Annotated in this window: 21 protein-coding genes and 1 tRNA gene; 17 read left to right on the top strand and 5 right to left on the bottom strand. The window is 55.5% G+C overall.

All coding sequences use genetic code 11. The annotated features are described in order from the left end of the window. Nucleotides 1-32: 32 nt before the first annotated feature. Nucleotides 33-926 (top strand): transcriptional regulator GcvA, encoded by an 894-nt coding sequence (gene gcvA / locus JAO79_RS00865; RefSeq protein ID WP_199005282.1) that lies wholly within the window; start codon nucleotides 33-35, stop codon nucleotides 924-926. Nucleotides 927-1,014: 88 nt separating this feature from the next. On the opposite strand, the gene JAO79_RS00860 is transcribed toward gcvA, so the two are convergent. Together JAO79_RS00860 and JAO79_RS00855 are read right to left on the bottom strand one after the other, a co-directional pair. Beyond that, nucleotides 1,015-1,091: transfer RNA gene (locus tag JAO79_RS00860), tRNA-Arg, on the bottom strand. Between the two features lie 97 nt (nucleotides 1,092-1,188). After that, nucleotides 1,189-1,728: a YaeQ family protein gene (locus tag JAO79_RS00855; RefSeq protein WP_199005281.1), complete on the bottom strand. Its 540-nt coding sequence runs from the start codon at nucleotides 1,726-1,728 to the stop codon at nucleotides 1,189-1,191. A gap of 71 nt (nucleotides 1,729-1,799) precedes the next feature. On the opposite strand from JAO79_RS00855, the gene JAO79_RS00850 reads away from it, so the two are divergent. The 15 genes from JAO79_RS00850 (at nucleotide 1,800) to JAO79_RS00780 (ending at nucleotide 14,356) form a co-directional block, all read left to right on the top strand. Beyond that, entirely contained in the window at nucleotides 1,800-2,165 is a 366-nt protein-coding gene (locus JAO79_RS00850; RefSeq protein ID WP_199005280.1) for a CidA/LrgA family protein, read from the top strand. Then, entirely contained in the window at nucleotides 2,158-2,880 is a 723-nt protein-coding gene (locus JAO79_RS00845; protein WP_199005279.1) for an LrgB family protein, read from the top strand. Before JAO79_RS00850 ends, JAO79_RS00845 begins: the two co-directional genes overlap by 8 nt. Nucleotides 2,881-2,986: 106 nt before the next feature. Continuing rightward, the gene (locus tag JAO79_RS00840) at nucleotides 2,987-3,640 is read left to right on the top strand and encodes a hypothetical protein (protein ID WP_199005278.1); all 654 of its coding nucleotides are present in this window, start codon (nucleotides 2,987-2,989) and stop codon (nucleotides 3,638-3,640) included. Next, nucleotides 3,589-4,209 carry a diguanylate cyclase domain-containing protein gene (locus tag JAO79_RS00835; RefSeq protein ID WP_199005277.1) on the top strand — a complete coding sequence of 207 codons (621 nt, stop codon included), beginning with the start codon at nucleotides 3,589-3,591 and terminating at the stop codon, nucleotides 4,207-4,209. The genes JAO79_RS00840 and JAO79_RS00835 overlap by 52 nt, the downstream gene beginning before the upstream one ends. Next, nucleotides 4,206-4,439: a hypothetical protein gene (locus tag JAO79_RS00830; protein WP_265091604.1), complete on the top strand. Its 234-nt coding sequence runs from the start codon at nucleotides 4,206-4,208 to the stop codon at nucleotides 4,437-4,439. The genes JAO79_RS00835 and JAO79_RS00830 overlap by 4 nt, the downstream gene beginning before the upstream one ends. A 32-nt stretch (nucleotides 4,440-4,471) precedes the next feature. Then, nucleotides 4,472-4,900: a hypothetical protein gene (locus JAO79_RS00825; RefSeq protein ID WP_199005275.1), complete on the top strand. Its 429-nt coding sequence runs from the start codon at nucleotides 4,472-4,474 to the stop codon at nucleotides 4,898-4,900. Between the two features lie 165 nt (nucleotides 4,901-5,065). Next, nucleotides 5,066-6,628 (top strand): ABC transporter substrate-binding protein, encoded by a 1,563-nt coding sequence (locus tag JAO79_RS00820; protein ID WP_199005274.1) that lies wholly within the window; start codon nucleotides 5,066-5,068, stop codon nucleotides 6,626-6,628. Between the two features lie 80 nt (nucleotides 6,629-6,708). After that, a complete protein-coding gene (locus JAO79_RS00815; protein ID WP_199005273.1) occupies nucleotides 6,709-7,758 on the top strand; it encodes an ABC transporter permease in 1,050 nt (349 codons plus the stop codon). After that, complete coding sequence (locus JAO79_RS00810) at nucleotides 7,755-8,687, top strand: ABC transporter permease (protein ID WP_199005272.1); 933 nt, start codon at nucleotides 7,755-7,757, stop codon at nucleotides 8,685-8,687. Before JAO79_RS00815 ends, JAO79_RS00810 begins: the two co-directional genes overlap by 4 nt. A gap of 4 nt (nucleotides 8,688-8,691) precedes the next feature. Continuing rightward, nucleotides 8,692-9,690, top strand: a complete 999-nt coding sequence (locus JAO79_RS00805; RefSeq protein WP_199005271.1) for an ABC transporter ATP-binding protein — start codon at nucleotides 8,692-8,694, stop codon at nucleotides 9,688-9,690. Further along, the gene (locus tag JAO79_RS00800; protein WP_199005270.1) at nucleotides 9,687-10,697 is read left to right on the top strand and encodes an ABC transporter ATP-binding protein; all 1,011 of its coding nucleotides are present in this window, start codon (nucleotides 9,687-9,689) and stop codon (nucleotides 10,695-10,697) included. The genes JAO79_RS00805 and JAO79_RS00800 overlap by 4 nt, the downstream gene beginning before the upstream one ends. A gap of 70 nt (nucleotides 10,698-10,767) precedes the next feature. Next, nucleotides 10,768-12,060 (top strand): Xaa-Pro dipeptidase, encoded by a 1,293-nt coding sequence (gene pepQ / locus JAO79_RS00795; protein WP_199005269.1) that lies wholly within the window; start codon nucleotides 10,768-10,770, stop codon nucleotides 12,058-12,060. Between the two features lie 99 nt (nucleotides 12,061-12,159). Then, nucleotides 12,160-12,366, top strand: a complete 207-nt coding sequence (locus tag JAO79_RS00790; RefSeq protein ID WP_114334876.1) for a bacterioferritin-associated ferredoxin — start codon at nucleotides 12,160-12,162, stop codon at nucleotides 12,364-12,366. Between the two features lie 151 nt (nucleotides 12,367-12,517). Beyond that, entirely contained in the window at nucleotides 12,518-12,994 is a 477-nt protein-coding gene (bfr, locus tag JAO79_RS00785) for a bacterioferritin (protein ID WP_114334875.1), read from the top strand. A 9-nt stretch (nucleotides 12,995-13,003) separates the two neighbouring features. Then, nucleotides 13,004-14,356 carry a phosphomannomutase gene (locus tag JAO79_RS00780; protein ID WP_199005268.1) on the top strand — a complete coding sequence of 451 codons (1,353 nt, stop codon included), beginning with the start codon at nucleotides 13,004-13,006 and terminating at the stop codon, nucleotides 14,354-14,356. A gap of 132 nt (nucleotides 14,357-14,488) precedes the next feature. On the opposite strand, the gene JAO79_RS00775 is transcribed toward JAO79_RS00780, so the two are convergent. Then, nucleotides 14,489-15,598 carry a phospholipase A gene (locus JAO79_RS00775; RefSeq protein ID WP_199005267.1) on the bottom strand — a complete coding sequence of 370 codons (1,110 nt, stop codon included), beginning with the start codon at nucleotides 15,596-15,598 and terminating at the stop codon, nucleotides 14,489-14,491. Nucleotides 15,599-15,609: 11 nt separating this feature from the next. Then, the gene (locus JAO79_RS00770; protein ID WP_199005266.1) at nucleotides 15,610-15,948 is read right to left on the bottom strand and encodes a hypothetical protein; all 339 of its coding nucleotides are present in this window, start codon (nucleotides 15,946-15,948) and stop codon (nucleotides 15,610-15,612) included. Nucleotides 15,949-16,154: 206 nt separating this feature from the next. Here JAO79_RS00770 and JAO79_RS00765 point away from each other — a divergent pair, with 206 nt between their 5' ends. Next, nucleotides 16,155-16,562, top strand: coding sequence for a c-type cytochrome (locus JAO79_RS00765; protein ID WP_199005265.1), 408 nt, complete (start codon nucleotides 16,155-16,157; stop codon nucleotides 16,560-16,562). A gap of 50 nt (nucleotides 16,563-16,612) precedes the next feature. On the opposite strand, the gene rep is transcribed toward JAO79_RS00765, so the two are convergent. Continuing rightward, entirely contained in the window at nucleotides 16,613-18,631 is a 2,019-nt protein-coding gene (gene rep, locus JAO79_RS00760) for a DNA helicase Rep (protein ID WP_199005264.1), read from the bottom strand. Between the last annotated feature and the right edge of the window lie 82 nt (nucleotides 18,632-18,713).

Raw genomic sequence — 18,713 nt, 5'->3', positions numbered from 1 at the left:
CTGAAAAAAAATCATGGTAAGTAGTAAGGCCTATGCGACAACTACCCCCTTTGAATGCGCTCAGAACGTTTGAGGCATCCGCGAGAAATGGCAGTTTTGCGGCTGCGGGCAAGGAATTGTTTGTCACCGCATCCGCAGTGAGCCATCAGATCAAGACACTTGAAGATTATTTGGGGGTAAAGTTATTTAGCCGGAGCAGGCGCACAGTTGAGCTAACGCCTGCCGGGCGGCAGTACCTGATTTCAGTGAAACACGCACTGAATGAAATTGAAGTGGCGACCCACAGGCTGACAGCAACCAAAGAAACCAATGTGGTTCAAATCAGCGTTGCGCCCAACTTCCTGACCCGTTGGTTAATGCCACGGATGTCACGCTTCCGGGAGATGTTTCCGGATATAGAGCTGAGGATAAACGCCTCTGTAGGCTTGCTCGATTTCAATCAGTCGAGCACAGATATGGCGGTCTACTACGGCAGTGGCGAGTGGGATGACATTGAAGTCTATTTCCTGCAGAAAGTCATGCTCGTACCTGTCTGCAGTCCCAAACTATTGGAAGGCAGTCACCCTTTGCAAGTTCCGGGCGATTTGCGGCACCACACCTTGATTTACGTCAGTACCCGCATGTGGGAGTGGGAGAACTGGTTTCAGGTTGCGGGCTCGGAATACATTACGCCGAAAGACAGTCTTCAGTTGTCGAGCAGCCAGTTGACGACGGCAGCAGCGCAAGAAAGCTTGGGGGTTGCCCTGGCTGACCCTGTGCTGACATCCAAGGAAATAGGCTCAGGGCACCTGGTGGTCCCCTTTAATATACCGCTAGATACCCGTAAAGCCTTTTATCTTGTTCACCAGAAGAATCGCCCTTTAACTGCCCCTATGAAGGCGTTCAAGGAATGGCTGATCACTGAGATCCAGGCGCCCCCGGTTTGAATGAGCAGGCCTGCAGGGACTGCACCTAGGTATCGCTGTGCCGGAAACCAAAAAGGCCCTACGCTTTCACGTAAGGCCTTGAAATCTATGGCGCGCCCGAGAGGATTCGAACCTCTGACCTCTGCCTCCGGAGGGCAGCGCTCTATCCAGCTGAGCTACGGGCGCATTCGAAACCGGTGAGAGCTCATCAATTTCGAGTGCGCAATCTTACGTGCGCGGGCGGTTTCTGTCTAGCCCTTGAGCGCAAGTCGCTGCGTCATTATTACGGCAGCCGCTGCTCGGGGGTGATACTGACCAGGCCTGAATCGTTGCTGAAGGTCACCTCGCCGTCCTGAATAGACACTTGAAGCGTCATCGAGCGCTCTGCCAACGCTGCCAGTTCGGTGACCGCTTCCGCCGGAAGATCTACAATGGTCAGATTAGCGAATCTGGCGAGCTTGTTATGGTGTTTTTCCCACCACACGGGCACCGCTCTCCCCCCGTAGGTGTAAAGTATGACCTTCTGAGATCGGTTGCAGGCTTTTCGAATGCGGTCTTCGTCGGGCAGGCCCAGTTCTATCCAGAGTTCGATTTCATCCGACAGGGATTTCTGCCACAGCTCTGGCTCGTCGTCACTGCTGAGCCCTTTGGTAAACTCCAGCGTGTCGTTGGCATTCAGGGCGAAGGCTAATAACCGTATCATCATGCGCTCATCGGTTTCAGACGGGTGGCGCGCGATGGTCAAATGGTGATCGCCATAATAATGGTTATCCATATCGGCAATATGGAGCGTGGCTTTGAATATGGTGGCTTTCAGTGCCATTGAGAATCCTGTTTGTTAAGTCGGGCAGGGGCGTAGTGTAAAGCAAATTAGATGAGGCAGTGCAAAGCGGTATGGTGATGTTGCGCGGTTTTCTGGTTTTGGTGGTGTTCTTTCTGCTCGGGGAAGCGCTGCGGTTATTCGCCGGGCTGCCGGTTAGTGGCGGCGTGTTAGGCATGATCATGGTGACCTTCACGCTCATGCTCAGGGGCAAGGTCAGTGATGAACTGGCCGAAGCCAGCCGGGGCTTGATCTCGGTGTTGGTGCTATTGATTACCCCGGGGGTAGTGGGGGTGTTTTTTATCGTGGATCAGTTTTCCGGTTACTGGACCACAGTCGTGGTGGCTCTGGTGGTGGGGACGCTGCTCAGTGTGTTCACCACCTTGTTGTTAATGAAAAAAGCCGCAGACCTGTCAAAAGAAGGTGGTGATCATGACTGATTCCTCCGCTGCCGCCGGTGCACTGGCGGTGTTGGCTTCGGGGCCAATGCTTGCCATTGCGTTGACGCTGGGTGCCTTCCTTGCTGCGCAATGGCTGTTTGCCCGGTTTCGGAAACCCTTGTGGATGCCGCCGGTACTGATTGCGGCGCTGTTGTTGGCGGTGGTAGTGGCCGCCTCCGGGCTGGGGTTTGAGCAATATTACACGGGGGCCGCCTGGCTGACCGCCTTGCTGGGGCCAACCACCGTGGCCTTGGGGGTGCCTTTGTATCAGCAGATGCACCACATTCGCGCGCTCTGGAAACCCATTGTGATGACCCTGCCTCTTGCCGCCACTTTGGCGGCAGTGTATGCGCTCGGCATTGCCTGGCTGATGGGTGCAACGCCGCTCGTGTTGGCGTCGTTGGCGCCCAAATCGGTAACCGCCCCGATCGCCATGGGGATTGCGGAACAGGTGGGCGGTTCCATTTCACTGACGCTGGGTGGATTGCTGATTACCGGTGTGCTGGCATCGTTGTTTGTTGATTGGATCGCGAAGTGGTTGCACATCGAGGACGACCGGATTATCGGTTTTGCCCTGGGCCTGAATGGCCACGCTATTGGCACTGCCAGGGCCTTTGAAATCAGCCCCATGGCCGGTGCGTTCGCGTCTTTGGGAATGGGGCTGACCGGGGTGTTTACGGCACTGATTTTGCCGTTGATATGGAGTTTGATTTAGCGCAGAAACTTCCAGCTGGCTGCCTCTTGGTTCATTGACTATTGTAAAGGTAGCGATCAATCGATCTCGCGTTCTTTGCTAGAGGTCAACGCCAACGAGGATAGCCATGGCTGATACCGGATCCCTCCTGCCGGAATGGCTGAATATGACGTTCATGGGCCATGGCCATTGTTACCTGTGGCGTTCCGACCTCCTGGCCCTCCATGCTATTTCCGACACGCTCATCGCCGCCGCCTACTTCACCATCCCTCTGGCGCTCTACGTGCTGCTCCACAAACGCAAAGACATCGAGTTTGAGTGGATGTTTTTGCTGTTCGCGCTATTTATATTTTGTTGTGGTGTGACGCACCTGATGGCGGTCTACAACATCTGGAACGGAGCCTATTACCTCTCCGGATTTATCAAGGCGCTGACGGCGGTGGTTTCCCTGATCACCGCCGCTCTTGTTTGGCCGCTGATTCCGAGGGCGATGGCGTTACCTCGGCCGACCCAGCTGCAAGCGGCCAACGCCGAGCTGCAGTCGGAAATTGTTAACCGCAACCAAATAGAACAGAACCTCGAAAAGGCGCGATTCGCTCTGGAGCGCCAGATTGAAGAGCTGACTCTTACCAAGCAGAGGCTGGAGCAAGAAATTGAGCAGCGCAGCCGTCTGGAAAAACAGCAGCTGCATCAAACGCGCGCCAGGAACTGTTGGCACCGGAGTGTGATGTGTTTCTGGTGGATTACTTTCTCGGACGGGAAACGGCTTGTGATTTTCTGAAGGAAGCCCAAAGAGCCCATTGCGAAGTCCCGATTGTGGTTTTGACCGGGGCCGATTCTCCGAAAATTGACGGCGAGGTGCTCGAGCTGGGTGCCGCCGACTTTTTGCCCAAGGATGAAATCAGTTTGTCGTTGCTCGAGCGCACGATTCGTCATGCGATTCGGCACAAAGAGTCTGAGTTGGAACATAAGAAACTGGTGAAGCGCGACCCATTAACTGGGTTGGGTAATCGTCTGCTGTTTGAGGAGATTCTGGAAAGCTCGCTTGCCCGATGTAAGCGCTCAGGCGGCAAGCTGGCCGTGCTGTTCCTTGATCTGGACCGCTTCAAGGAGATCAACGACTCGCTTGGCCATTCCACCGGCGATTTGTTGCTGTTATTGATATCGGATCGCCTGAAAGCGGTCGTTCGGGAGCCTGAATTCATTGCGCGGATGAACATCACCACCAGTGTGGGTGTCGCGTTGTATCCGGAAAACGGCGACACGCCGATCAAACTGATGCAAAAAGCGGACATCGCGCAACCGGGTTCGAAGCTTTATTGCGCTGGCACGCGGGTGCCGACGGGATGATATCTCCGCTCGAGTTCATTACGGTAGCCGAAAAGACGGGGCTGATAGTGCCTATCGGTGAGTGGGTGGTGGCAAAAGTCTGCGAATACCTGCGAGAGTGGCAGCAGCTGGCCTATCTGCGCGAAATCGGGTGTTCGCTGGGGCAGGGTTACCTCGTGTCCGAACCACTGAGTTTCAAAGACGCCAGTGACCGGGCCAGGCAGGGGCAAGCCGAGGGTAAGGCACAGTAACGATTCAGACTCAAAGTTAGGGAGAGACGACGGTGTATCCACGGAAAGTCGGTTTGAATGTGTGGTTGATTGCCGCGAGCAAAGAAGGCGACGACCTCGAAGAAGCATTGCGAATGAACGCTCTGGGCCACAATCTAACGGTGATGGCCAGCGAGAATGAGTTTGATCAACGCGTCGCCGATCTGGACACGGATTCGGGCGCATGGCCGCATTTGCTGATGTATCTGGTCAGGGGCGAGACGAGCGATGCCGATAAATTGCTTTGTAAAGTGAAAGCTTCGGAGCGCTTGAGCCACGTGCCCGTAATCGTTTTTTACACGGAGCAGGCGACCTTCGATCTCGCCGGGCTGTATTCATCCGGTGCAGCGTCGGTGATTCGGGTTCCCGTTCGCTTTCAGGGGTTGGTGGAGGTCATGCGGGTGATTGAGGCCTATTGGTTCAAAGTCGCGTTAACCGCTTAACCTGCGCCCGCTTAAAACCGGCCCCATTATTTCATTCTGCCAGAATCCTGACTAATAATTGCTATTGATGTAATGTATTTTGCCAGCTAGTTTTGAGCTTAGACGTCGAATGCATATAGAGCATCGATGCACCCAAAAATTCTTATAATGGCGATGGGATACGCAATGAAAAAATTATTAGCAGCTTTTGTTGGTTCGATGGCGCTGGCGACTGCGCCGGTGGCACTGTCGGCTGAAGCAACAAAAGAACTCAAAGTAGCCTACGACTCTGATCCGGTGACTCTGGATATTCATGAGCAGCTGTCCGGCGGTATTCTGCAGTTGTCCCACATGACGTTTGATCCGCTCGTGCGCTGGACGAAAGATCTGGGTTTTGAGCCGCGCCTGGCCGAAAGCTGGGAGCGTGTAGACGAAAACACCATGCGGTTTACCTTACGCAAAGGTGTGAAATTCCACTCCGGTAACGAGCTGACCACCGCCGACGTTCAGTTCACCTTTGATCGTTTGAAGCAAAGCCAGGACTTCAAAGCAATCTTCAAGCCTTTCAGTGGCATTAAGGTGATTGACGATTACACCTTCGAGTTGATGACCTCCGAGCCCTACCCACTGCTGCTGAATACTGCGACCTACATTTTCCCGCTGGACAGCCAGTTCTATAGTGGCGAAACCGAAGACGGCAAAGACAAAGGTGCCATTCTCAAGCACGGTAACTCGTTTGCTTCCGAAAACCTCTCGGGTACCGGGCCTTTCACCGTGGCGGATCGTCGTCAGGGCGTGCGCGTGGAGTTTGAGCGTTTCGAGGACTACTGGGACACCGAGTCTCCCGGCAACGTTGGCAAAATCGTGCTGACTCCGATCAAGGAGAACGCGACCCGGGTGTCGGCGCTGCTGTCCGGCGGCGTGGATTTTATCGCGCCGGTGCCACCGAACGATCTGGATCGCATCAAGCGTGATCGCAATAGCGAACTGGTGACCATGAGCGGTACCCGCATCATTTTGTTCCACATGAACCAGGAACGGGTTGAAGCGTTCAAGAATCCGAAGGTGCGCCAGGCCATCGCCTATGCCATCAACCAGGAAGGTATTGCCGCCAAGATCATGAAGGGCTTTGCCACGCCTGCGGCTCAAATGTCGCCAGCCGGTTATCAGGGCCACAACGAAAATCTGAAACCCCGGTTTGATGTGGCCAAGGCCAAGCAGCTGATGAAAGAGGCGGGTTACGAAGACGGGTTCACCATTACCATGATGGCGCCGAACAACCGCTACGTAAACGACGACAAAATCGCTCAGGCGGCCGCGGCGATGCTGGCGCGGATTAACATCAAGGTGGATCTGAAGACCTTGCCGAAAGCCCAGTACTGGCCGGAGTACGATAACCGCGCCGCCGACATGATGCTGATCGGCTGGCACGCCGACACGGAAGATTCTGCAAACTTCTTCGAGTTCCTGACCTTCTGCCCGGAAGCGGATTCTGGTGCGGGCCAGTACAACGCGGGCAACTACTGCAACCCGGAAATCGACGCGCTGGTGCAAAAAGCCAACGTCGAAACCGACCTCGACAAACGAGCCGCCATGTTGCAAGAAGTTGAACAGCGCTTGTACGATGACGCCGCTTTCGTGCCTTTACACTGGCAGGATCTGGCATGGGCCGCCAAGAAAGGCGTCAACATTGCCCCTGTACTCAACGTGATGAATTTCCCGTATCTGGGCGATCTGGTCGTTGAATAACAGGCACTAGTTCCTGCCCTCAAACCCCTCTCCCGCAACGGGGGAGGGGTAAACCAGTACTCACCAACGGTAATTCCTTCATGCTAGCGTTTTTGGTTCAGCGGATATCCCAGGCAATATTGGTCATGTTTGTGATCAGTGTGATTGCCTTTGCCATACAGGATGGCCTCGGGGACCCGCTTCAGGAAATGGTGGGCATGTCCGTTTCTGCAGAAGAGCGGGAAGCCATTCGAGAAGAGTTGGGGTTGAACGACCCGTTTCTGGTCCAGTATTTCCGGTTCGCCGGAGACGCCATTCAGGGCGACCTTGGCAACTCCTACTTTTACAGCAAGCCGGCACTTGAGGTGATTGCAGAGCACTTGCCTGCAACCCTTGAATTGGTGATTGGCGCCAGTCTGATCATCATCTTTTTATCGGTTCCGATCGGCGTTTATTCGGCCATCCGACCACAAGCCTGGCTGTCTAAATTCTTTATGGGCGTGAGCACCGTGGGGATTTCGATCCCGGTGTTTCTCACGGCCATTGTCTTGATCCAATTGTTCTCTATCGGTGTCACCGTGAACTGGTTTCCGGGCGACACCGGTTGGGGCCAGTGGCTGAATGATTTTCTGACTACCGAAGGCGGCTTGCCATCCTATGGCCGCGGAGATGATCTCGTTCACTTGTTTGGTACCTGGTATTCCGGATTATTTACCCGCGAAGGCTTGGCGCACCTGCTGTTGCCGTGCATCTCGTTGGCCTCGATCATGTTGCCTTTGTTTATCCGCCTGATCCGGGCGGAAATGATGGAAGTGTTACAGAGCGACTACATCCGGTTTGCCCGCGCCAAGGGCTTGAGTTCCGGCCGGATCAACTTCCTGCATGCGCTGAAGAACACCATGCTGCCGGTGATCACGGTGGGTGGCGTGCAGATTGGTATCATGGTGGCGTACACCATTCTGACCGAGACGGTGTTCCAGTGGCCCGGCTTGGGGCTGATGTTCCTGGAAGCCATCACCCGCAGTGACATTCCGCTGATTGTGGCTTACCTGATGGTGGTAGGCCTGATTTTCGTGATTACCAATACACTGGTGGATCTGATCTACGGATTGGTCAATCCCACCGTCAAACTTGCAGGTAAGAAAGCATGACAACGGCAACGGTTTCCCGCTGGGACCGCTTCCGCGAGTCCTTCTTCTGGTACAGCTTCAAACGCGACAAAGTGGCGATTCTCAGCTTTGTTGTCTTGCTGCTGATGGTGCTGGCGGCTGTGTTTGCGCCTTTGCTGGCACCCGCTGATCCTTACGATCTGGCTCAGATCGACATCATGAATTCCGAGCTACCACCGGCAGGGTTGGATGGTGCCGATCCCGCGTTTCCGCTGGGTACCGATGCCCAAGGGCGTGATTTGCTCTCCACTATTCTGTACGGCACCCGGGTGTCGTTGATGATCGGCTTCGGTGCAGTGTTGCTGCAATCCATTCTGGGTGTGTTGTTTGGCTTGCTGGCGGGCTACCTGGGCGGCAAAGTCGATGCGGTGCTCATGCGCATTGCCGATGTTCAGCTGTCGTTCTCGACTCTGATGGTTGCCATCATTGTCGGTGCCGTGTTTAAAGCCAGCTTCGGCAACCTGATGTTCGGTGAAATCGCCATTTACATGCTGATCTTTATTATCGGGGTGGCCGAGTGGCCGCAGATTGCCCGTACCGTGCGCGCTTCGGTGCTGGCCGAGAAGAAGAAAGAGTATGTGGATGCCGCCAAGGTCATGGGCTTTGGTACGCCTCGGATTATGTTCCGTCATATTTTGCCGAATACGCTGTCGCCGATTTTTGTGATTGGCACGGTGCAGATCGCCAACGCCATCATTTCCGAGGCGGCCCTGTCGTTTTTGGGCTTGGGTATGCCGGAAACCCAGCCGTCACTGGGCTCTTTGATCAAATCCGGTTTCGACTACATTCAGAGCGGCTCCTGGTGGATCACCTTGATCCCGGGGCTGGTGCTGGTGGTGCTCGTGCTGGTCATCAACCTGTTGGGTGACTGGTTGCGGGATGTAATGAACCCACGGCTGTATAAGGGGTAACGCCATGGCACTGTTGGAAGTAAAGAATCTGGATGTACGTTTTGCAGTGCGTGGTGGTGATTTAACGGCCTTGCGCGGCATCAGTTTCAGTCTGGATAAAGGTGAGCGCCTCGGCTTGGTCGGGGAGTCCGGTGCCGGCAAATCGGTGGCGGCATTCTCCATTCTGAACCTCATCGCCAAGCCGGGCTACATTGCTGGTGGCCAGATTTTGTTCGAAGGCAAAGATCTGGCCGCCATGAGTGAGCGGGAGTTGCGCAAGATTCGCGGTAATCGCATCGCGATGATTTTTCAGGATCCGATGATGACCCTGAACCCGGTGCTCACCATTGGCACGCAAATGGTTGAGGCCATTCTCGCGCACCGGAAAATCAGCAAGAAAGAAGCCCGGGCGATTGCTTTGGACCGGCTTCAAAAAGTGCAGATTCCGTCGCCGGAGAAACGGCTGGACCAGTACCCCCATGAGCTGTCTGGCGGCATGCGTCAGCGCGTGATTATTGCCATCGCGTTGTTGCTCGACCCAGAGGTGATCATCGCGGATGAGCCCACCACCGCGCTGGATGTCACCATTCAGGCCGAAATCATGGACTTGCTGCTCAATCTGTGTGAGCAGGAAAATGTTGCACTGATGCTGATCACCCACGATCTGGGTGTGGTGTCTCAGGTCACACAGCGGATGTTGGTGATGTACTCGGGCCGCATCATCGAACAGGGCCCAACTCGCGACATTATCAATAACGCCCAGCATCCCTATACCGGCGGCCTGATTAGCGCCTTGCCACAAATGGGCGAGCCCGGGGCGAGGCTGTTCCAGATTCCCGGTTCTATGCCGTCCCTGAAAAATGTGCCCACCGGTTGTCCGTTCCACCCCCGTTGCCAGTATGCAACCGACGAGTGCCGACAGGCGATGCCGGACTACGTTCACGCCGGACACGTGGATGTGGCATGTTACGAAGTCCGTAAGCGGCTTGAACAGGAGAAACACATGCAGGAGGAGCGCACATGACCTCCCCCTTGGTAGAGATCCGTGATCTGGAAAAGCAGTTCGATTTGTCCGGAAGTTTGCTGGAGCAAATCACCTTCAAAGACGGCCGCTTCCAGCGTAAGCAGGAAGCTGTGCACGCTATTAACGGCGTCGATCTGCAGGTGCACAAAGGCGAAGCTCTTTGCGTGGTAGGTGAGTCGGGTTGCGGAAAATCCACGGTCGCGCGTACGGTCATGGGGCTGCTATCGCCAACGGCCGGCGAAATCCATTACGACGGTCAGCGCATTGATAACCTGAAGGGGCGCGATGCGCTGCCGTACCGTCGTAAAATGCAGATGATCTTCCAGAATCCGTACGCGTCGCTGAACCCGCGCATGACCATTCAGCAAACGCTGGAAGAGCCGGTCCGTTTTCATCAGCCGGATCTGACCCAGAGCGAGGTCCGCGCCAAAGTTCAGGAAGTGATGCAGTCGGTTGGCATCGACCCGGACTGGGGTGGGCGATTCGGGCACGAGTTCTCCGGTGGCCAGCGCCAGCGCATTGCCATTGCCCGTGCGTTAGCGGTAGACCCTGAGTTTATCGTGGCCGATGAGCCGATCTCCGCGCTGGATGTTTCTATTCAGGCGCAGGTGCTGAACCTGATGATGGAAGCGCAGGAAACCCGCAACCTGACCTATCTGTTCATCACCCACGATTTGGCGGTGGTTGAGCACTTCGGTACCCGGGTGGCGGTGATGTACCTTGGCCGGGTGTGTGAGCTGGCAGATACCAAAACTTTGTTTGCCAACCCCCGTCACCCGTACACACAGGCGCTGTTGTCTGCCATTCCTAAGTTGGAAGATGAGCGGCCCAATTACATTCGTTTGCAAGGGGAAGTGCCAACGCCGGTGAACTTGCCTTCAGGGTGTGTGTTCCACGGCCGTTGCCCCCACGCCAATGAACGTTGCCGCACTGAAGTACCCCAGCTAATTGCCACCGATGCCAACGTACAGGTGGCTTGCCACGCCGAGGAAGAAGGGCGGCTGTAACAAGCCACGGTTGCTACGGAAGACAGCAGGGAGGCTTTCTTCAACACCACTAACAGAGCAGGACCCCACCATGCCGGATACCGATTTGCTGATGCTTCAGCGCGATCACATCAAAACGCTTCAAGCCCGATACCAGGCCGCAATGGCCGCACACGGGTATGACGGATTGCTGATCAGCTCCGGCGCGTCGCCCCTGCAGTACGGTGACGATCAGGGCTGGGCGTTTCAGGGCTATGGCCCGTTTCTGCATTGGACCGGCCTGGCCGGGTTTGAACATGCGTGGCTGTTGATCCGGCCCGGGCACAAACCGTTGTTGTCGTTGTATCAGCCGGTGGACTTCTGGCATGCAACACTGGAGCTGACTCCGGAGCCCTGGCACGAAGAAGTGGAATTGATTTACAGCGACCGCCGCGCTGCACCCCAAGCTGAGGGGGTGGAGGCTTTGGCGGTTATTGGCGATCCGGACCTGCTTGTCGATCTGCCCGGCAGCCATAACCCAGAGGGCCTGTGCGCAGCGCTGGATGAAACCCGAGTGCACAAAACGCCTTACGAAATCGAGTGCCTGGCCAAGGCCAACGTATTGGCGGTGGCTGGTCATCGTGCCGCCCGGGATGCCTTTTTGGCGGGTGCCAGCGAGTTTGATATCAGTTTGGCGTATCAGCAGGCCACCCGGCAGCGAGAAGCCGAAGCGCCATACAACAGTATTATTGGTATCAATGAACACGCCGGCATCTTGCATTACCAGTACTACGACACGGCAACGCCGAGCAAATCCCGCAGTCTGCTGATCGACGCCGGTGTGCGTTACCGGGGGTATTGCTCTGATATTACCCGCACCACGGCCGGTCTGGAGGAAGGGCGCTTTGCGGCTCTGGTGCACGGGCTGGAGCAGCTGCAGTTCCGCTTGTGCGACATGGTGGCCCCGGGTGTGGAGTATGTGGCTATCCATCGCCGAACCCATCAGGGCATTGCCGCGCTTTTGAGTGCTGCGGGTCTGGTCACCGGACTGAGCGACGAAGATATGGTGGCCGAAGGCATTACCCGAGCCTTCTTCCCCCACGGTATTGGGCACTTCCTCGGTGCTCAGGTGCACGACGTCGCCGGTAAACCCACGCCGCCACCCGCCGACGCACCGTTTTTACGCCTGACCCGAACGCTGGAGCCGGGCATGGTAGTGACCATTGAGCCGGGACTGTATTTTATCCCGTCACTGCTTGAGCCTCTGCTGGCCGGCCCTCTCGGTATGCATCTGAACCACGAACGAATTGAAGAATTGCAGGGCTGCGGCGGCATCCGCATTGAAGATAACGTGGTGGTGACCGAGGCGGGGAATCGGAACCTGACCCGCGAAGCCGAATCGTAGTTTCGTTTATTGCGCAAAAATAACGCAACCGGGGTTGCAATCGGGGATGTGAATGACAATAATTATCACTAACATTGTTATCGTTAGTGAGATCCTCGTATGTACGTATGCCTTTGCCACGGTGTAACAGACAGAGACATTCGTGAAGCCGCAGAAAATGGCGCTTCTTCCGTTCGCCAGTTGGGCAAAGAACTGGGTGTCGGTACCCAGTGCGGCCGTTGCGCCAGCATGGCCCGCAGCATATTGAAAGAGGCTCGCTCTTCAGACTATCTGGCGATGGCCAACATGCTGGCGACCCCCGCCTGACGGGTTTTTCCCCTCTCCGATTTAGAAAACTGCAATAACACGCTATCCTTGTCTGGTGAAACGCGAGTTCAGTATGAACTCGCAGGACCCGAACCAGCCGCCGGCCATCGTTTTCAGTTTGAAACGGCCACGGCGATCAAGGAGAGCTGCAATGAAAGGTGATAAGAAAGTCATCCAGTACCTGAACAAGGTACTCGCCAACGAACTGACGGCCATCAACCAGTATTTCCTGCATTCTCGCATGTACAAAGACTGGGGCATCACCAAACTCGCCGCCAAAGAATACGAAGAGTCCATCGATGAAATGAAACACGCCGATCAGCTGATCGAGCGCATTTTGTTCCTCGAAGGCCTGCCAAACCTGCAAGACCTGAACAAGCTTCTCATCGGTGAGCATGTGCAGGAAATGATCGAATGTGACCTGAAAATCGAACACATGGCCCACGTGGATCTGAAGGAAGCGATTGCTTACTGCGAGCAGGTGAACGATTACACCACCCGTCAGTTGTTCCGCAGCATTCTCGACAGCGAAGAAGAGCACATCGACTGGTTGGAAACCCAACTGGAGATGATCAAACAGATGGGCATCCAGAACTACATTCAGCTACAGTCATCCGCAGCGGAGTAATTACTTACAATGGATTTGTCTTGCTTTAAGGCTTATGACCTGCGCGGCAGCGTGCCGGACCAACTGAACCCGAACCTGGCCGAGAAAATCGGCCGGGCGTACGTGGAAATTACCGGCGCGAAAAAGGTCATCGTCGGATACGACATCCGCTTGTCCAGCCCGGAAATTGCCGAAGCCCTGAGCTCCGGTCTGATGGCTGCCGGTGCGGACGTGCTCGACATCGGCTTGTGCGGCACTGAGTACGTGTACTTCGCGACCAGCCATTACCGCGCAGACGGCGGCATCATGGTCACCGCGAGTCACAACCCCAAGCACCACAACGGCATGAAAATGGTGGGGCCGGAATCCCGCCCGATCAGTTCAGACAACGGCCTGAGCGACATCCGTGATCGGGTAAAAGAGCCATTCGCGGATGCCCCGGTGCAAGGCAAATACGAAACACTGGAAGTTACCAGTGCCTACATCGATCACCTGCTGGGATACATCGACGCGGCCGCCCTGAAACCGATGAAAATCGTCGTTAACGCCGGCAACGGCGGTGCAGGTCTGGTGATCGACGAACTCGAAAAGCACCTGCCATTCGAATTCATCAAAGTGCACCACCAGCCTGACGGCAACTTCCCGAACGGCGTGCCCAACCCCATCCTCGAAGAAAACCGCGCAGCCACCGCGGAAGCCGTGAAAGCACACGGCGCTGCCATGGGCATCGCCTGGGACGGCGACTACGACCGCTGCTTCTTCTTCGACGAAAACGGCCGCTTCATCGAGGGTTACTACATCGTCGGCCTGCTGGCGGATCAGTTCCTCAGAAAAACCGGCCCCGGTAGCGTCATCCACGACCCAAGACTGGTCTGGAACACCCAGGATCTGGTCGAAGCCGCCGGCGGCAAAGCCATCGAAAGCAAAACCGGCCACGCCTTCATCAAACAGCGCATGCGCGACGAAGACGCGGTATACGGTGGCGAAATGAGCGCCCACCACTACTTCCGCGACTTCGCCTACTGCGACAGCGGCATGATCCCGTGGCTACTGATCGCCGAACGCCTGTGCCAGTCCGGCCAAACCCTGTCGTCCCTCATCGACGCCAGAATCGAAGCCTACCCGGCCAGCGGCGAAATCAACCGCACCATCAACGACCCGGCAAAAGTGATCGCCGCCATCGAAGAGAAATACTCCTTCGGCGCGAAAAACATCAGCTTCGTTGACGGCCTGAGCATCGAATTCGACAACTGGCGCTTCAACCTGCGCATGTCGAACACCGAACCGGTGGTTCGCCTGAACGTAGAATCCAGAGCGGACATCGCCCTGATGGAAGAGAAAACCAAAGAACTGCTAGAAGAAATGGAAAGGCTGAACGCATAACGAAAGGCGTTCAGCACAAAGATCAGGGCCGAGGTATCGGGTGCCCCCTCTAAAACAATCAGGAAAACCACGTTTTCCGTTTTAGAGGGGACACCCGATACCTCGGCCTAACTCCTAAGCTTTAAGAAGTAGTCAGAGCCAATCGTTCAACATAACCCCAATGCCAAACCGCTCAATCCGCACGTTATAGTCAATCAAGCTCTCCCCATACCCGTTGTAATACTGAAAGAACCCCTTCAACGAATCGCCCATAGGAAAGCTATAGCCAAACTCAACCGACGTCCGGTTATCCGACCGCAAATTATTCATCAGCTTCAAAGAAAACGTACGATCCTCCGTCAGCTTATACACCGCGTGATAACTGGCATGCCCCAAAAACCGCTCAATATCCGCATTGTCATCATCACTGCTGCGCTCCGGAAGCCGTAGCCAAGGCTTCACCATAAACAGCCATCGGTTATAACTGTAGGCCGCCGAGCCCACAATACGGTTCCAGCTCCGGGAACGCGGATCCGCCTGACCGTTGGACTGATGGTTCAGCCCCACCGACACCGTGTTCAACGTGCCCGGACCAACGTTCCAATTCAGTTGATGGCGAAAAAACAACTCCGGCTCGTAATTGGTTTCCCGGAATGGTGCCGACTCATCCTGGTTATACACCTGCCATAGCGACTTCTGGGTATAACCAAACCAGAACGTGGTCTTTTCATCGAAAATCCCCGTCAGCAACGGAATCTTAAAGCTGAGCTGGTACTTCGCTTCCTCCCGGGTGAGATCGTAATCGTAAAACGTATTGCCCAACCTGGGGCTGTATGGCGTGTAATTCGGATTTTTCACCCAGGTCAAAGGCAAAATATAATTGGGCTTGTGAGAAACAAAGCTGCCGGTGAAATAGAACAGGCTTTTTTCCGCCTCCAGATAGCTGCTGACCAGCGAATCCATAACGCCGGAATCCGGGTCGTCCTCCAGGGCATTGCCCACGATCTCCTCGCGTTCCTCCTTGTCCACCGCCAACGTATCGGCACGTTGGTTCGCTTGTTCCAAGGCGTCTTCTTTCGCCTCTTCCCGGGCCGCTTTCGGATTGTGTTGAGCATCGTAACAAGCAAGCCGGCGTAAGCCGTCCAGAATGAGCGCGCAGTCCACGCGATCTGCTGCGTCTTTGCTGCTTTCCGCCCAAGCCGGCAATGCCTGACTCAGAGTAGCGGCACACACTGTTAGGGTAAGGCAAAATCGTAACGACATATCGGTTCCTGCTAGCGGGCGTTGAGACTGATCCAAGTGTTGGCGATGCCGTAAACCCAAACGCCCAGCAGCGTGATGGCCAGTAAGGCAAAGATCACCTTGTGGCGATTGCGGCGATCGTCAGTGGCCGACGCGACCCAGCGCAGATACATCAAACCGATAAAGCTCAGAAAAACCCCGAGGCTGGCAACAGCCGGAACGAGCAACCATGCCGGGCTGATCGGGTTGTCGGCGCTGGACTGGGTGCTGAACCAGCCCATCGAAAGCAGGAGAGTCGCCAGACAACTAAATTCCAGAATCAGCAAGGGCTTGCGCCGTTTGTCGGGCTGGTTGGCAGGTATTTGGTTCATATTAAAGCTCACAGATCGTGAAGGGTGGTACAGTAGCGCCTATGGTAACCGGAAAAGCTTACCGTTGGGTTGCGGCCTACCAAACTGTCATTAAATGGGTTGAAATCAGATTCTGGTTCTGCTGTTTGGTTTTTTTGCGGGGGCTCAATCGCTATAATGCCGCTACCGAAATATTATAACGCTCAAATGCGAGGTGCATTGTGAAGATGAAGAGAGTCCTGGCTGTTGGTTTGCTTGGCTTTAGCCTGGCTGCCGGTACTGCACTGGCAAGTGTTGAAGATGAAATTCGTGAGCGCATCAAGCCAGTGGGCGAGCTGTGCCTGCAGGGCGACGAGTGTGGGCAGGCAGTTGCTGCGGCAGCTAGCTCAGGGCCACGTTCTGGCAGTGAAGTTTACGATTCCACCTGCATGGCGTGCCACGCAACAGGTGCTGCTGGTGCGCCGGTCGTCGGTGATGCCGGTGCCTGGGCGCCTCGCATCAATAAGGGCATCGACACGCTGATTGAGCACGCGCTCAACGGGTTCAATGCCATGCCAGCGAAAGGTGGCTGTGCCTCTTGCTCGGATGAAGAAATCACCGCAGCGGTTGAGCACATGGTCGAGTCAAGCCAGTAAGTGTGGCTTGCAATACAACAAAGCCCCGCTAGATGCGGGGCTTTGTTGGTTTAGAGCCCGAGATCTCCGATCAGTGCGCTCAAAGTGGCTTTGCCCTTTTTCTGATTGGCCTCTTTATCCTGATCGCCCAGGCCCTCCCACTTTACATCTTCCTCGGGCAGCTCATCCAGAAAGCGGCTGGGGATGGTCTCAAGCTTCTCGCCGTATTGTTTCCTTGAAGCGGCATACGTCAGCGCCAGGGTTTCCCGCGCTCGGGTGATGCCCACGTACATCAGTCGCCGTTCTTCCTCAATGTTGCCCTCTTCAATGCTGCTCCGGTGCGGCAGAATTTCTTCTTCAAGGCCCATGATGAACACATGCGGAAACTCCAGCCCCTTGGAGGCATGGAGCGTCAGTAGCTGGACCTTGTCACTGTCGTCTTCCTCTTCCCGCTGTTCCATCATGTCGCGCAGAATCAGCTTGGCGATGGCGTCTTCGATGCCCAGCTCATCCGCGGTGCCTTTGCCATCATCGAGCATGCGCTGGATGGATTCCACCAGATACCAGATGTTTTCCATCCGGCGTTCCGCCTGTTTCGGGCTGCCGGAGTGCTGATGCAGCCACTCTTCGTATTCAATGTCGGTAAACAGCTGCTTGATGACCGGAATTGGGTCTTCGGAAAACAGTCGCTCGCAGGTTTTGTCCACCCAGTGGGCGAAGCGGCGCAGGCGATCCAACCCTTTCTCCGTTACGTGAGTTTCTGCGCCCATATCGCTCAACGCTTTGAACAGACTGACGTTGCGAGATCGGGCGTAATGGCTCAGCTGTTCCAGTGTGCGCGGGCCGATTTCCCGGCGAGGCACGTTCACTACGCGCAGAAAGGCCGCATTGTCATCGGGGTTGATCAGCAATCGAAGGTACGACATGGCGTCTTTGATTTCGCTCTTGGAGAAGAACGACTGGCCGCCGGATAGCCGGTACGGAATCTGATAGGCCTGAAGTTTCATTTCCAGCAGGCGGGCCTGATGGTTGCCCCGGTAGAGCACCGCAAAGTCTTGGAAATTAAGACCGTTTTTGAGCTTCTGGTCGAGAATTTCGGTGGCAACCCGCTCTGTTTCGGCATCTTCGCTGCGGCACCGGATGATGCGGATTTCCTCACCGATGGTGTGGTCACTCCACAGGGCTTTCTCGAACACGTGAGGGTTGTTGGCGATAACGGTGTTGGCGCTGCGCAGAATCCGGCCAGTGGAGCGGTAGTTCTGCTCCAGTTTGACGATCTTCAGGCTCGGGAAGTCCTCTTTGAGCTGTACCAGATTCTCGGGGCGTGCCCCCCGCCAGGCATAAATCGACTGGTCGTCGTCGCCTACTACGGTAAAGGCGGCGCGCTCGGCCACCAGTTGTTTGACCAATTCGTACTGGCAAACGTTGGTGTCCTGATATTCGTCCACCAGCAAGTAGCGAATCTTCTTGCGCCATTTGGCCAATACATCCGGAAAATCCCGGAACAGCTGTACCGGCAACAGAATCAGGTCGTCAAAATCAACGGCGTTATAAGCCAGCAGATACTCGTTGTATTGCTTGTAGATAATGGCAATGCGTTGTTCCCGCTCGTCGGCGGCTTTGCTGTAAGCCTCGGCAGGACTGCGCAGTGCGTTTTTCCACGATGAAATGGTCATCTGCACGTCGTTGACTTCATCGCCGGCCTCGGCGCTGCCGCCCCGCATCATCAGGTCTTGCAGCAGGGCTTTGGCATCTTCGGCATCGAAAATCGAAAATCCGGGGTGGTAACCCATATGGCTGTGCTCGTCCCGGATGATGTTCAGTCCCAGGTTGTGGAAGGTCGATACGATCAGACCACGGGCCTTTCCCCGGTCAACGATCTTGCCGACCCGTTCTTTCATTTCCCGGGCGGCCTTGTTGGTAAACGTCAGTGCGGCAATATGGCGGCCCGGAATGCCCAGTTCTTCAATCAGGTGGGCTATTTTTCGGGTAATCACGCTGGTTTTGCCGCTGCCCGCACCGGCCAGCACCAATAGGGGGCCGTCTGCGTAACGAACCGCTTCTCGTTGTCTGGGATTGAGCTTGTTCACAGTATTGAGGCCAAATAAAAGAAACGTGCAGGGGGTGTCACTGTTTTTCTATTCTACACCAGCACGGCGGGATGTACCCTCG

Origin of the sequence: Marinobacter litoralis, assembly GCF_016427555.1 — a bacterium.
GTDB lineage: Bacteria > Pseudomonadota > Gammaproteobacteria > Pseudomonadales > Oleiphilaceae > Marinobacter > Marinobacter litoralis_A.
Note: the sequence above shows the minus strand (reverse complement) of the source record. Positions and strands in the feature narration are given on the sequence as shown.

Coding starts and splice junctions, on each gene's coding strand:
- gcvA (WP_199005282.1), top strand. CDS start 33: ATGCGACAACTACCCCCTTTGAATGCGCTCAGAACGTTTGAGGCATCC.
- JAO79_RS00855 (WP_199005281.1), bottom strand. CDS start 1,728: ATGGCACTGAAAGCCACCATATTCAAAGCCACGCTCCATATTGCCGAT.
- JAO79_RS00850 (WP_199005280.1), top strand. CDS start 1,800: ATGGTGATGTTGCGCGGTTTTCTGGTTTTGGTGGTGTTCTTTCTGCTC.
- JAO79_RS00845 (WP_199005279.1), top strand. CDS start 2,158: ATGACTGATTCCTCCGCTGCCGCCGGTGCACTGGCGGTGTTGGCTTCG.
- JAO79_RS00840 (WP_199005278.1), top strand. CDS start 2,987: ATGGCTGATACCGGATCCCTCCTGCCGGAATGGCTGAATATGACGTTC.
- JAO79_RS00830 (WP_265091604.1), top strand. CDS start 4,206: ATGATATCTCCGCTCGAGTTCATTACGGTAGCCGAAAAGACGGGGCTG.
- JAO79_RS00820 (WP_199005274.1), top strand. CDS start 5,066: ATGAAAAAATTATTAGCAGCTTTTGTTGGTTCGATGGCGCTGGCGACT.
- JAO79_RS00815 (WP_199005273.1), top strand. CDS start 6,709: ATGCTAGCGTTTTTGGTTCAGCGGATATCCCAGGCAATATTGGTCATG.
- JAO79_RS00810 (WP_199005272.1), top strand. CDS start 7,755: ATGACAACGGCAACGGTTTCCCGCTGGGACCGCTTCCGCGAGTCCTTC.
- JAO79_RS00805 (WP_199005271.1), top strand. CDS start 8,692: ATGGCACTGTTGGAAGTAAAGAATCTGGATGTACGTTTTGCAGTGCGT.
- JAO79_RS00800 (WP_199005270.1), top strand. CDS start 9,687: ATGACCTCCCCCTTGGTAGAGATCCGTGATCTGGAAAAGCAGTTCGAT.
- pepQ (WP_199005269.1), top strand. CDS start 10,768: ATGCCGGATACCGATTTGCTGATGCTTCAGCGCGATCACATCAAAACG.
- JAO79_RS00790 (WP_114334876.1), top strand. CDS start 12,160: ATGTACGTATGCCTTTGCCACGGTGTAACAGACAGAGACATTCGTGAA.
- bfr (WP_114334875.1), top strand. CDS start 12,518: ATGAAAGGTGATAAGAAAGTCATCCAGTACCTGAACAAGGTACTCGCC.
- JAO79_RS00780 (WP_199005268.1), top strand. CDS start 13,004: ATGGATTTGTCTTGCTTTAAGGCTTATGACCTGCGCGGCAGCGTGCCG.
- JAO79_RS00775 (WP_199005267.1), bottom strand. CDS start 15,598: ATGTCGTTACGATTTTGCCTTACCCTAACAGTGTGTGCCGCTACTCTG.
- JAO79_RS00770 (WP_199005266.1), bottom strand. CDS start 15,948: ATGAACCAAATACCTGCCAACCAGCCCGACAAACGGCGCAAGCCCTTG.
- JAO79_RS00765 (WP_199005265.1), top strand. CDS start 16,155: ATGAAGAGAGTCCTGGCTGTTGGTTTGCTTGGCTTTAGCCTGGCTGCC.